This window comes from Nocardia sp. NPDC004415 (assembly GCF_053602435.1).
Map to the genome: position 1 here is coordinate 45,474 of NZ_JBSGDP010000038.1, position 11,882 is coordinate 57,355.

At 70.7% G+C, this 11,882-nt stretch carries 16 protein-coding genes; 6 read left to right on the plus strand and 10 right to left on the minus strand.

The annotated features are described in order from the left end of the window. The first annotated feature begins 13 nt into the window (after window positions 1-13). Window positions 14-613, plus strand: coding sequence for a TetR/AcrR family transcriptional regulator (locus ACWEMY_RS18875; protein WP_452391064.1), 600 nt, complete (start codon window positions 14-16; stop codon window positions 611-613). Window positions 614-622: 9 nt separating this feature from the next. On the opposite strand, the gene ACWEMY_RS18880 is transcribed toward ACWEMY_RS18875, so the two are convergent. The 6 genes from ACWEMY_RS18880 to ACWEMY_RS18905 all read right to left on the minus strand — a co-directional run bounded on the left by ACWEMY_RS18880 (window position 623) and on the right by ACWEMY_RS18905 (window position 5,423). Beyond that, window positions 623-1,018: a helix-turn-helix domain-containing protein gene (locus ACWEMY_RS18880; RefSeq protein ID WP_452391065.1), complete on the minus strand. Its 396-nt coding sequence runs from the start codon at window positions 1,016-1,018 to the stop codon at window positions 623-625. Window positions 1,019-1,080: 62 nt separating this feature from the next. Continuing rightward, on the minus strand, window positions 1,081-2,283 hold the full coding sequence (locus tag ACWEMY_RS18885) for an alpha/beta hydrolase family protein (RefSeq protein WP_452391066.1): 1,203 nt from the start codon (window positions 2,281-2,283) through the stop codon (window positions 1,081-1,083). Between the two features lie 140 nt (window positions 2,284-2,423). After that, window positions 2,424-2,888: a DUF5130 domain-containing protein gene (locus ACWEMY_RS18890; protein ID WP_452391067.1), complete on the minus strand. Its 465-nt coding sequence runs from the start codon at window positions 2,886-2,888 to the stop codon at window positions 2,424-2,426. Next, window positions 2,875-3,153 (minus strand): aa3-type cytochrome oxidase subunit CtaJ, encoded by a 279-nt coding sequence (ctaJ, locus tag ACWEMY_RS18895; RefSeq protein ID WP_278262942.1) that lies wholly within the window; start codon window positions 3,151-3,153, stop codon window positions 2,875-2,877. Before ctaJ ends, ACWEMY_RS18890 begins: the two co-directional genes overlap by 14 nt. Before the next feature lie 73 nt (window positions 3,154-3,226). Then, window positions 3,227-4,831, minus strand: a complete 1,605-nt coding sequence (locus tag ACWEMY_RS18900) for a glycoside hydrolase family 13 protein (RefSeq protein WP_452391068.1) — start codon at window positions 4,829-4,831, stop codon at window positions 3,227-3,229. A gap of 181 nt (window positions 4,832-5,012) precedes the next feature. Continuing rightward, complete coding sequence (locus ACWEMY_RS18905) at window positions 5,013-5,423, minus strand: globin (RefSeq protein WP_375936772.1); 411 nt, start codon at window positions 5,421-5,423, stop codon at window positions 5,013-5,015. 185 nt (window positions 5,424-5,608) lie between these two features. Between ACWEMY_RS18905 and ACWEMY_RS18910 the strand changes: the two genes are divergently transcribed. Beyond that, the gene (locus tag ACWEMY_RS18910) at window positions 5,609-6,322 is read left to right on the plus strand and encodes an HNH endonuclease (RefSeq protein WP_375936774.1); all 714 of its coding nucleotides are present in this window, start codon (window positions 5,609-5,611) and stop codon (window positions 6,320-6,322) included. Between the two features lies 1 nt (window position 6,323). Here ACWEMY_RS18910 and ACWEMY_RS18915 read toward each other — a convergent pair whose 3' ends face one another. Next, entirely contained in the window at window positions 6,324-6,893 is a 570-nt protein-coding gene (locus ACWEMY_RS18915) for a helix-turn-helix domain-containing protein (RefSeq protein WP_452391069.1), read from the minus strand. A gap of 67 nt (window positions 6,894-6,960) precedes the next feature. On the opposite strand from ACWEMY_RS18915, the gene ACWEMY_RS18920 reads away from it, so the two are divergent. The 4 genes from ACWEMY_RS18920 to ACWEMY_RS18935 all read left to right on the plus strand — a co-directional run bounded on the left by ACWEMY_RS18920 (window position 6,961) and on the right by ACWEMY_RS18935 (window position 8,560). Further along, window positions 6,961-7,662, plus strand: a complete 702-nt coding sequence (locus ACWEMY_RS18920) for an AzlC family ABC transporter permease (protein WP_452391070.1) — start codon at window positions 6,961-6,963, stop codon at window positions 7,660-7,662. An 87-nt stretch (window positions 7,663-7,749) separates the two neighbouring features. Next, complete coding sequence (locus tag ACWEMY_RS18925; protein WP_452391071.1) at window positions 7,750-8,049, plus strand: hypothetical protein; 300 nt, start codon at window positions 7,750-7,752, stop codon at window positions 8,047-8,049. Continuing rightward, entirely contained in the window at window positions 8,046-8,243 is a 198-nt protein-coding gene (locus ACWEMY_RS18930; RefSeq protein ID WP_452391072.1) for a hypothetical protein, read from the plus strand. The genes ACWEMY_RS18925 and ACWEMY_RS18930 overlap by 4 nt, the downstream gene beginning before the upstream one ends. Continuing rightward, window positions 8,240-8,560 (plus strand): AzlD domain-containing protein, encoded by a 321-nt coding sequence (locus ACWEMY_RS18935; protein WP_452391073.1) that lies wholly within the window; start codon window positions 8,240-8,242, stop codon window positions 8,558-8,560. The genes ACWEMY_RS18930 and ACWEMY_RS18935 overlap by 4 nt, the downstream gene beginning before the upstream one ends. Before the next feature lie 99 nt (window positions 8,561-8,659). Here the strand turns inward: ACWEMY_RS18935 and ACWEMY_RS18940 are convergent, their stop codons facing one another. The 3 genes from ACWEMY_RS18940 to ACWEMY_RS18950 all read right to left on the minus strand — a co-directional run. After that, on the minus strand, window positions 8,660-9,331 hold the full coding sequence (locus tag ACWEMY_RS18940; protein ID WP_452391074.1) for a hypothetical protein: 672 nt from the start codon (window positions 9,329-9,331) through the stop codon (window positions 8,660-8,662). A 4-nt stretch (window positions 9,332-9,335) separates the two neighbouring features. Beyond that, window positions 9,336-9,761: an acyl-CoA thioesterase gene (locus tag ACWEMY_RS18945; RefSeq protein ID WP_336083587.1), complete on the minus strand. Its 426-nt coding sequence runs from the start codon at window positions 9,759-9,761 to the stop codon at window positions 9,336-9,338. Between the two features lie 41 nt (window positions 9,762-9,802). Next, window positions 9,803-11,882, minus strand: a 2,080-nt coding sequence (locus ACWEMY_RS18950; RefSeq protein ID WP_452391075.1) for an NAD-glutamate dehydrogenase domain-containing protein, incomplete at its 5' end; no start/stop codon positions are given.

Sequence of the window (11,882 nt, forward strand, 5' to 3'; positions counted from 1 at the left end):
TAAACTCCCGCACATGGCCAGGATGTCGCGCAAGCAGTCGCACGCTCTCACCCGCGAGCGGCTGGTCGAGACCGCCAAGCAGCTGTTCCTGGCCGACGGCTACAACGTGACCTCGCTGGAGAAGGTGGCCGCGACGGCCGGATTCTCCAAGGGCGCGGTCTACTCGAACTTCGCCACCAAGCACGAGCTGGGGCTGGCGGTGCTGGACGTGGTGCACGTGGAACGCGCCGAGTCGCTCTCGGCGGCGGTGCTGACACCCGGCACCCTGAGCGAGCGCATCGACGGGTTCGGCCGCTGGGCCGACGAGAACATCGGCGATGTCGGCTGGACGGCCCTGGAAGTCGAATTCGCCACCAGCACCCGGCACCTGCCGGAGATCCGCACCGAACTGGCCGCCCGCCGCCGCACCCTCACGGCGATGCTGGGTTCCCTGATCCAGGTCCACACCGAACAGATGGGTGTCACCCTGCGGACCTCGCCCGAAGACGCGGCACTGCAGATGCTCTCGCTCGGCATCGGGCTCGGTGTGCAGCGCGCGATCGACCCGGAGATGCCGGTCAACGCCCTGGTCGACATGGTGCGCGGGCTCGTCGACTCGGTCGCCGCGCGCTGAGAGGGCCGCTCAGGCAGCCAGCAACACCGCGTTCGGGGCGACTGCGCGCGGCGGTGTCATCGGCATCGGCGCGGCGATCCCGCGGTCCCCGCCGACCACCACCGCCGCGGGGACGGCCGCGCGCCCGCGCATCGTCTCGGCGACCCGGCCGACGAGTTCACCCACCGAGGTCCCCAGCGCACCGGCGAGCGCGGCGATCATCTCGCTCGACGGCTCCTTGCGGCCACGTTCGACCTCGGACAGGTACTGCGGCGAGATCCCCGCCCGTCCGGCGGTCTCCACCAGGGTGGAACGCTGCTTCTGTCGCAGCGTGCGCAGGTGTTCGCCCAGCGCCTCGCGCCACAGCGGTTCCGGCCGCCGTTCGCGTCGGCCCGGAATCACACGCAATCCCTTGTGCTCGCCCATACTCCGAGGGTAGGGACCGGCCGGCGCGAACACCGCGCTCTTCTGCTCTCGGCGTAACCGGCTCAGCGGCTGATGCCGAACCGCGCGTCCACCCAGGCCAGGGCGTCGGCGAAGGAGGCGGCCACGATCTCGCTGTGGTCGGTGTCGTCGAACTTGCGGTAGTCCACGTCCTGGCCGTTGTTCTGCTGGTCGGAGACCATGGCGTCGGTCGAGGCCGGGAGCACGGTCAGGTCGTCGCGGCCCTGCAGCACGAGCACCGGGGTGGTGAACGAGAGCCCGCTGGGATCGTTGTCGTCGAGGACACCCAGCAGCGCCGAGAGGTCGCCGTCGCGGGTGAACACGTCCTTGGTGGACAGCCCGCCCCATTTGCTCCGGTCACGCAGGCCCGCACTGCATTCGGAGTCGGCGATGGGCAGCATCGTCACCGCCCGCTCGGTGAGGAACCGGCCCGGGTCGACGGACACGACCGTCTGCGCGCCGCGCACCAGCAGCGGCACGTACACCGCCAGGTCACCCGCGCCGACCTTGCCGAGCGGGTTGGACACCGTCCACTTCGCCATCCGCACCTGCTGGCCCAGATGCGAGACCGGCGCCAGCGCGACCGCACCCAGCAGCGGCGTGTCCGGTGCCCACCCGGCCGACGCGCTCGCGGCGAACAGGGCCGCGTGCCCGCCCTGCGAATGACCCATGGCGACCCAGCGCGACCCCACCGACTCGTCGATGGCGCGGGCGGCGACGGCGAGATCGGCCACCGCGCGCTGCTCGGTCTCACCGATCAGATAGCCGTGGTCACCGGGGGTGCCGAGGCCCTGGTAGTCGGTCCTGGCCACGGCATAGCCCGCGGCGATCCAGCGGGCCTGGTCGTCGCGGCTCGGCGAGGAACCCTCCGACCGCGAGGGCGCGCACACATCGGCGACCCCGCTGGTCCCGGGCGCCCAGGAGATCAACGGCCAGCCACCCGCGGGCGGTGTGCCCTCGGGCACGGCCAGCGTGCCCGATACCGCGACCGTCGCGCCGGTGCGGTCCACCGAGCGGTACAGCGCCAGATAGTTGCGCGCGCCCGGCACCGCCTGCGGTCCGGTCAACGGCTCGACCCGGATCACCGACGCGCGCGCACCCGGCACCGATTCCGGTGTGGGGGTGTAGAACTGCGCCCGCGGCGCACCCGCCACCGGCCCGTCCACGCCGGGCGCGTCCTGCCCGCATCCGGCCAGCACACAGGCCAGCGCCACCGCCGTGATCCCGCGACCGATTCCTGTCCGCATCTTCCCCCCAGCGCCACCGCCGGCCGCCACGCGCGGCCGGTAAACCGCCGCTCAGACTACTCGATGCCGATCCGGCGACCGAGACACCAACGGCGCGTTCACCTTCGCGGGTGAACGCGCCGGACGGCGGAACAGCGGAACTAGCGGCCGATGGCGGCCGACATCACGCGCACCGCCGAGATCAGGCCGTCGATCAGGTTGCCCTGGCGGAACGAGGCCAGCGCGGCGGTGACGCCGAGCTGGCAGATGCGGTCGTTGGCCCGCTCGGCCACGTTCGCACCCGAGCGCACCTCGATCGCACCCTGGTTGGGCGAGACGGCGATGAGCACCGAGTCGGCCGACTCGGGCGTGTTCGGCAGCAGTTCGTCGGCGCCGGTGGCCGGGTCGCCGCCCAGATCACCCAGGTAGACGTTGAAGCGCACCTTGGTCGCGCGGGTCGCCTCGGTGAGCGCGTTGTCGAGCATGATGCGCTCACGGTCGGTGAACGGCACCTCGTCGAAGACGGTGCCCGACTCGTGCACACCCGAGACGCGGCCGCTGCTGGTGAGCGCGGAACCGTGCGGCAGGTCGGCCTCGACCACCGCGGGCCACTTAGAACTTGCCACTTGCCCGGCCTCCGATCAGCGCCGCGTCGGCGGCTTCGAGAGCCGCATGGCTGCCATGCGGCTCGGCGGTGTGGTGACCCGCAGCAGCGGTCACCTCGTCGGTAGCGCTCCACAGCACCGGCGAGTGGGTCCACTTCTGCCCGAGTGCGAAGTGGGCCGGCTTCTCACCGGGCAGTGGCTTACCGAGATAGGACAAACCCGCGATCGCGAAGTAGATCGCGGCCGGGATGCCGACGAAGATCAGCACTGTCTCGAGAATGCTCACGGTCCAACGGTAGACGATGCTGTGTAGTAGTTCATCCTCCGGTCATCGGTTCGGCGTGCGTGTCCCGTCCGATTCACACCAGCCAGGCCGCCGCGTTGGCGGGCAACCGGTCGTCGACGACGGGCGCTGCGGCCAGCAGCACCTCCCCCGGCGGCAGCTGGATCGGTTCGTCGGTGGCGTTGAGAACACAGATCAGCCCGCCCGGCCTGCGGAAGGCCAGGGCCCCGTCGGGACTGCCGTACCACTCGATCCGGTCGCCGGCGAATTCCGGCCGGGTGCCACGCAGGTCGATGGCCAGCCGGTACAGCGACAGCGTCGAATGCAGTGTCTCCAGTTGGGATTCCACCGTGCGGTCGGCCCAGTCGGCGGGGATCGGCAGCCAGGAATCGGGCCCCTCGGTGAAGCCGAAGGGCGGGGTCCGGCCCTCCCACGGGATCGGCACCCGGCAGCCGTCACGACCGCGTTCGGTGCGACCGGAACGCTCCCACACCGGGTCCTGCAGGACCTCCTCGGGCAGATCGTCGACATTCGGCAGGCCGAGTTCGGCGCCGTTGTAGACGAAGACCGCGCCGGGCAGCGCCAGCTCCACCATCATCATCGCCCTGGCCCTGGCCACGCCGACCTTGCCGCCGCCGTAGCGGGTCACCTCGCGCTCGACATCGTGATTGGACAGCGTCCAGGTCGGCGGGGCGCCCACCGCACTCACCGCGTCCAGCGAATGCGTGATCGCGGCGCGCACCCCCTCGGCGGTGAACGGGGTCTCGGCCAGGCGGAAGTTGAAGGCCAGGTGCAGTTCGTCGGGGCGCACGTATTCGCCGAAGCGGATGTTGTCCTCGACCCACACCTCACCGATCGACACCGCGTGCGGGTAGTCGTCGAGCACGGTGCGGATGCGGCGGTGGATGGCGTGCACGCCGGGGTCGTTGAAGCGCGGATCGTCGTCGTCGTTGACCAGCAGCCGGGTGGTGACCTCGGCCATGTCGGGCAGCCCGGCGGGCTTGGCCATGCCGTGCGCCACGTCGATGCGGAACCCGTCGACGCCGCGGTCGAGCCAGAACCGCAGCGTCTTCTCGAAGTCGTCGGCGACCTCGGGATTCTCCCAGTTCAGGTCGGGCTGTTCGGCGGCGAAGATGTGCAGGTACCACTGGCCGGGCGTGCCGTCGGCCTCGGTGACCCTGGTCCAGGCCGAGCCACCGAAGATGCTGGGCCAGTTGTTGGGCGGCTCGGCGCCGTCGGGACCGCGGCCGTCCCGGAAGATGTAGCGGGCCCGCTCGGGGCTGCCGGGTGTGGCCTCCAGCGCCGCGGTGAACCAGGGATGTTCGACGCTGGTGTGATTGGGTACCAGATCCATCGTGACCTTGATCTCGCGATCGTGCGCCTCGGCGATGAGCTCGTCCATCGCGGCCAGCCCGCCGAACAGCGGGTCGATGTCGCGCGGATCGGACACGTCGTACCCGCCGTCGGCCTGCGGCGAACGCATCACCGGACAGATCCACAGCGCGTCGACACCGAGTAGCTCGAGGTAGCCGATCTTCTCGCGTACACCGCCCAGATCGCCGATTCCGTCACCATCGGAGTCGGCGAAAGAACGCGGATAGACCTGATAGAACACGGCGGTTGTCCACCACGGAGCGGTGCTTTTGTCCCCCGGCACCGGCGAGGCAGGTGTCTGTGTCACACCCGCAATATTGCCAAAAACCGCCCGCGATATTCCTGTGGCGCGGCACTTTCTCACGATCCGGCAAATCGCCAGCGTCGGCCACGCCGGGCCGAAACCTCGCGGTAAACCTCGATATCGCCGCGAAATCGGGCCGCCACCTGCCGGTCATCAGCGAACGTGGGGCACCCCGCCGGGTCGGCTACGGGGCGTTCTGCAAGGACGCGGCCGCCATCTGGAAGTAGTCCAGTAGGGCCTTGCGGTGTTCGTCGTCCAGGATCGACGGCTCGATCTCCCCCACGGCGATGGTCATGCACCGCATCCAGGCATCGCGCTCGAGCGGCCCGATGACGAACGGATGATGGCGCATCCGCAGCCGCGGGTGCCCGCGCTCGTCGGAGTAGGTGCGCGGCCCGCCCCAGTACTGCTCGAGGAACATCCGCAGCCGCCGCTCGGCCGGGCCGAGGTCGGCCTCCGGGTACATCGGCCGCAGGATCTCGTCGGCCGCGACCTCGCGATAGAACACCGACACGAGCCGCTGGAAGGTCTGCGCGCCACCCACCGCGTCGTAGAACGAGGTCGTTGTCTGCTCACCTGAAGTCACGTCCCCCATTGTGCCCCGGTGACCGGCGGCCCCGCCCGGCGGCAGCGCGCATCACGAACGCATGGCCCTTCAACCACAGTTCACCCGGAAGTTTGAAAAATAGCCGTGCAATACCGGCGCGAGCGTGGTCAACTGGGTGACAGTATCGACCCCAGATACCACATGATCCTGCCAATCATGAAATCGAGGTCAAGATGAAGCAGCGACCAGGCGCCCGGTCACACGAGGCGCGCGCGTATCGACAACTCCAGCCCGCCGACGTCCACAATCGTGGCTCGGGGGCCATCCCGCTGCACATCCTGTCCGATCACCATCCGGGCGCATCCGGTCGTCACGACCTGCCGCATCACCCCGCGCCATTGCATCTCGCCGGAGACCACGACGCCGCCGCATGGCGCAAACGCCGGGTCCTCCTCCTCAACGCCACCTACGAACCCCTCACCGCCCTGTCCGCGCGCCGCGCCGTGGTCCTGCTGATCTGCGCCAAAGCCGACGCCGTCCACGACGACCCCGACGCCCCGGTCCTGCATTCCGCGGGGGCCGCCGTGGCGATCCCCTCCGTCATCCGATTGCGCACCTACGTGCGGGTGCCCTATCGCGCCCGGGTCCCGATGACCCGCGCCGCCCTCATGCACCGCGACCGCTACCGGTGCGGCTACTGCGGCGGCAAGGCCGAGACCATCGACCACGTCATCCCGCGCAGCCGCGGCGGCGAGCACTCGTGGGAGAACTGTGTGGCCAGCTGCGCCCCGTGCAACCACCGCAAAGCCGACAAGATGCTGGCCGAGATCGGCTGGACGCTGCGTCATCCGCTGGTCTCCCCGAAGGGACCGCACTGGCGGCTGCTGTCCACCACCGCCGAGCTGGACCCGCTGTGGTTGCAGTATCTCGGCGAAGGCGCCGCCTGAGTCAGGGGCTCTCGATCACCATCGAGGCCCAGGTGCCCGGCTCCAGCGCCTCGAAGACATGCGGGAGATCGCCCAGGTAGCGCACGTAGTCGCCGGGGCCGATCTCGATCGGCTCGTCCGCCGGGCCGACCAGCGCGCGCCCGGCGGCCAGCACCACGTGCTCGACCACGCCCGGGGTGTGCGGTTCGGACCGGCGGACATGTCCCGGCTCGGCCGCGATCCGGTACACATCGCAGCGGGTGTGCGACTGGCCCGCTGCGAGCAAGGTCACCCGGTAGTCGGCATCGGCCGAGGGCACCGCCGCGCCCTCCTCGGCCCGGATCACCTGGACATTGGGCCGGGGTGGGTCCAGCAGCCGCGAGAACGGCATCTCCAGCGCGACACACAGCGCCCACAAAGTCTCCAGGCTGGGATTGCCGGTACCCGATTCCAGTTGCGAGAGTGTCGATTTCGCGACACCCGCCCGGCTGGCGACCTCGGTCAGCGACAAACCTGCGCGCGCGCGTTCACGCCGCAGCGCCGCCGCGATCACCGCTTGGGGTGGTCCGGCGACCGGGTCCTGCCGGTCCATCGACGCCTCCTGGGGGCTGGCGAGTTCGCGTTGACTTTACCCACCCCGGGCGTTCACTATGAGAAACATGCGTTCGATATGGCGAACACTCGATCGGCGGACCGGTACTGCCGTGGCCGCGGCCTGTCTGGCCGTCGGCCTGTTCGGGGTGTCCTACGGCGCCTCCACGATCGCGGCCGGATTCCCGGTCTGGATGCCGGTCGTGATGGCGGTGACGGTGCTCGCCGGCGGCTCGGAGCTGCTGTTCTTCGGCATCGTGGCCGCCGGCGGCAGCCCGATCGCGGCGGTCGTGGCCGGGCTGCTGCTCAATGCCAGGCACCTGCCCTACGGCCTGTCGGCGCCGGAGGTGTTCGGCCGCGGCTGGCGGCGGGTCCTCGGCATCCACGTCCTCAACGACGAATCCGTCGCCTTCGCCACCGCCCCCGGCGATCCCGCGCGCAAACGCGCCGCGTACTGGGCGTGCGGCATCGGCGTAGCCCTATGCTGGCCGCTCGGCGCGACCCTGGGCGCCGCCCTCGGCGCGATCGTTCCCGACACCTCCGCGCTCGGTCTCGACGCGGTCTTCCCGGTCATCCTGCTGGCCCTCATCCTGCCCGCCCTCCGCGACCGATCCACCCTGCGCCCGGTCCTGGCCGGCGCCGCACTGGCCGTGGCCGTCGCCCCGTTCGTCCCCGCCGGCCTCCCGGTCCTGATCGCCCTGACCGGCCTGGTGTTCGCCCTGCGACCTCCGGAGAAGATACCTACCGAACCGGCGGCGCAGCCATGCTGACGATCCCTGTATACGAGCACGCCACCGTCGTCCACCTCCCGCGCTGCGCCGACCACCTCCCGCGCTGCGCCGACCACCTCCCTCGCCGTGGCGACCACCCCCCTCGGCGGCGCGGCCACCTCGCTCGCCACGGCGACCACCTCCCGCGCTGCGGCGGCCACCTCCCTCGCCGTGGCGACCACCCTCCTCGGCGGCGCGGCCACCTCGCTCGCCACGGCGACTACCTCCCTCGCTGTCCCAGCCATCTTGCTCGCCGTGGCGACCGCCTCCCTCGTCATCCCGGCCATTTCGCTCGCCATCCCGGCTACCTCGCTCGCCGGGACGTGGTGGCGACGACCCCCGGCGACCGACATGGCGCGACCGACGCACGAAGGGCGCCGGTCATGAGCGCGCAGGCCCTGCTCCCCGCGATGCTGATCCTCGCCGCGGGCACCTACGCACTGCACTGGACCGGACCCGTGCTGCGTCATCGGCCGACCACCTCGCTCGCCATCCCGGCTACCTCGCTCGCCGGGACGTGGTGGCGACGACCCCCGGCGACCGACATGGCGCGACCGACGCACGAGGGGCACCGTTCATGAGCACGCAGGCCCTGCTCCCCGCGATGCTGATCCTCGCCGCCGGTACCTACGCGCTCCGCTGGACCGGACCCGCGCTGCGTCATCGACTGCGCCTGTCCCCCAGGGCGATCCACCTGCTCGACACCGGCGCGCTCATCTTGCTCGCGGCGCTCGTGGCGACCGCGACCCTGCCGACCGGCTCCGGCGAACTCGGTCTCGCGCTGCCCGCCGGGGTCGCGGTCGGCGGTGTCCTCGCCTGGCGGCGCGCACCGCTGCTGGTCACCGTGCTCGCCGCGGCGGGCACGACGGCATTGCTGCGCCTGCTGGGCGTGCACTGACGCCACTCCTGCTACACGACGGTCCGCCGGACCGGTCGGCGCTCGTCCCGTTCTCCGGGGCTGCACCGAGTCGGTGCGGCCCGAGCGGGGATCGCGAGTTCAGCTGGGCGACAGCGGGATTCCGCCACCGAGGCGCCGCGCGACGGAACCGTAGCGAGCGTCCAGACGCAGCCAGGTGCGGGTCGCGCGGACGCGAACCAGTTCGGTGGGCTGGATACGCCGCGACTCGGCCTTCTCCCCCGCGTGCGGGATGAAATCCATGGCGGTGAGGGCGAAGACGACGCGCATCGGGACCTCGACGGCCAGGTCATCCGCCCCGGTCACCGTGAGCACCGACTGATCGAGCAGCGAGGCGGGCGGGCCGTGCGCGCCGCCGTGCTCGCGGGCCACGTCCGCCCCGCGCTCGGCCAGTTCGACCAGGGCGCGGGCGGGCACGTCATCGACGTGGGTGAAGCCGTCGACCGGTGGCAGCGCCCCGCGCCAGGCCGAATCCATCGAATAGCCCAGGTCGACCGGGTGCCCGGTGCGCAGACCGGCCAGCACCGTGTCGGCCGCGGCGGTGGCGTCGTCGACGCCGAGTTCCGCGGTGACCGTACGCACCGCCAGCGTCTCGAAACCGGTCGCCACCCAGGCCGAGACGAGGCTCGACCCGCGGCGGCGCAACCGGACGACGGCGGCGGGGTCCAGGCGTAGCGCCCGGGTGAGGAAGGTGGCCAGGTTCTCGCGTTCGGCCGGGTCGGGCGTGTGCAGCACCCGCTGTTCGGAACTCACGAAATCAGGCCCGCCACAGTGCCAGGTAGTCGCGTTCGGTGTCGCTGAGCCTGCGCAGACGCTGGGTCTCGATGTCGAACGCGGCCAGCTGCGTGGTCGCGGTGACCGCGGGCGGCGAATCGGGGGCAGCGCCGTTGGCCCGCACCTCGTAGCCGATCGTGAAATCGACCGCGCGCAACTGCTTGACCCACATCGCGATATCGAGCGGGGTGTCCTCGTGGCGCAGCTGGCCCCGGTACTTCACGTGCAGGTCGACCAGCACGCATCCCTGGCGCCCCATCGAGGCGGTGGGCTTGTCCTCGTCGAACAGCCAGGGAATGCGGGCCTCCTCCAGCAGCGTCACCATCCGCGCGTGGTTGACGTGCTGGAACACATCCATATCCGACCAGCGGATCTCGACCTTCGCGTGAAAACGCTGCGGCAACACCAGATCTGCCGCGGGTGCGGCGGTGTCGCCGTTCGGCGAGCTCGTCACCGTGGTACCTCCGATTGGGCGCCCACCCCGCTCACCATGCTCCGCACCTGTCGCGCGGCGACCGACAGTGTGGCGAGGTCGTGGGTCCCGGACTCGAACAGTTCCGCCAGGGCCGCGCGCGCACGACCCAGCCGGGACTGGTTCTTCGACTCCCAGTATGCAATTTTCTCGTCGGCGGTTTCCTCCGGGTCACCCCCGGAGAGCACATCGAGGGTGAGCGAACGCAGCGAACCGTACATGTCGTCGCGCAGCGCGAGCCGGGCCAGCGCGTGCCAGCGGTCACCGCGTTCGAGGTGACTGACCGCCTCGAGCAGCCAATCGATCTTCAGGTGCTCGTTGAGCGCGTAATAGAGCGCACCCACCTCGGCGCCGTCACGATCGGCGATGTCGGCGATGTCGACCACGTCCAGCAGCGGGAACATGCTCAGCAGCCCGAACACCTCGGTCGCCAGCTCGGTCGGTGCGCCCCGCGCGATCAGCTCGGCCGCGCCCTGGGTCAGCGAGGTGACGTGGTGCCCGCGCAACCAGCCCGGCACCTGCGGCGCGAGTTCCTGCACCCGGCGGTGGTAGCGGTTGATCTCGGCGCCCACCGCGATGGGCTGAGGCCGGTTGCTCAACAGCCAGCGCGAGGCCCGGTCCAGCGTGCGCTTGGATTCCAGTTCCATCAGATCGCACACCCCGGCGGGCGCGTCGGCGCCACGGATCCGCGCCCACACATCGTGCAGTTCGAAGATCTCGCTGGCGGCGGCGAAGGCGCGCACCACATCGGAAGTGCTCGCGCCGACTTCCTCGCCGAGACGGTGCGCGTAGGTGATGCCGCCGTAGTCGACCACCTCGTTGACGATCATCGTGGTGACGATCTCGCGGCGCAGCCGGTGCTTCTTGATCTCGGCACCGAAGCGCTCGCGCAGCGGGGTCGGGAAGTACAGCGGCAGCCTGCGCGCGAAGTAGGCGCTGTCGGGCAGGTCGGTGTCGAGCAGGTCGGCCTTGAGCCCGAGCTTGACGTGCGCGAGCAGGTTGGCCAGCTCCGGCGAGGCCAGCCCGCTGCCCTCCTCGGCGCGCCGCTTCAGTTCCGCCGTCGACGGCAGGGCCTCGAGCTCGCGGTCCAGTCCGCGCCGCTGTTCGAGGTCGTCGATGACGCGCCCGTGCACGCTCGCCATCTGCGGCGCGTCGGTGCGCGCGATCCCGATGAGCGCGTTCTGATCCACATTGTCCTGCAACACCATCCGCGCGACCTCGTCGGTCATCGAGGCCAGCAGCGGATTGCGATCGGCCGGGGCCAGCGCGCCGGCGCTCACCACGCCGTCGAGCAGCACCTTGATATTGACCTCGTGGTCGGAGCAGTCGACACCGGCGGAGTTGTCCAGCGCGTCGGTGTTCATCTTGCCGCCCGCGCGGCAGAACTCGATGCGGCCCAGCGCCGTCGCGCCCAGGTTGCCGCCCTCGCCGACCACCTTGACCCGCAACTGCTTCCCGTCGACGCGCACCGCGTCGTTGGACTTGTCGCCCACCTCGCCGTTGGACTCGGTGCTCGCCTTCACGTAGGTGCCGATGCCGCCGTTCCACAGCAGTTGCACCGGTGCCAGCAGGATCGCGCGCACCAGCTCCGGCGGCGAGAGCGCCTGCACCCCGTCGGGCAGCCCGAGCGCGGCCCTGGCCTGCGGCGAGATCGGCACCGATTTCACCGTCCGCTCGAACACGCCGCCGCCCTCACTGATCAGCGAGCGGTCGTAGTCGGCCCAGGACGAGCGAGGCAGCGCGAACAGCCGCTCGCGCTCGGCGAAGGAGGTGGCCGCGTCGGGGCTCGGGTCGAGGAAGATGTGCCGGTGGTCGAACGCGGCGACCAGCCGGATGTGGCGCGAGAGCAACATGCCGTTGCCGAACACGTCACCGCTCATGTCACCCACGCCGACCACGGTGAAGTCCTGGCTCTGGGTGTCGATGCCCATCTCCCGGAAGTGCCGTTTCACCGACTCCCACGCGCCCTTGGCGGTGATGCCCATGGCCTTGTGGTCGTAACCGGCCGAGCCACCGGAGGCGAACGCGTCACCGAGCCAGAAGCCGTAGCCGGTGGCC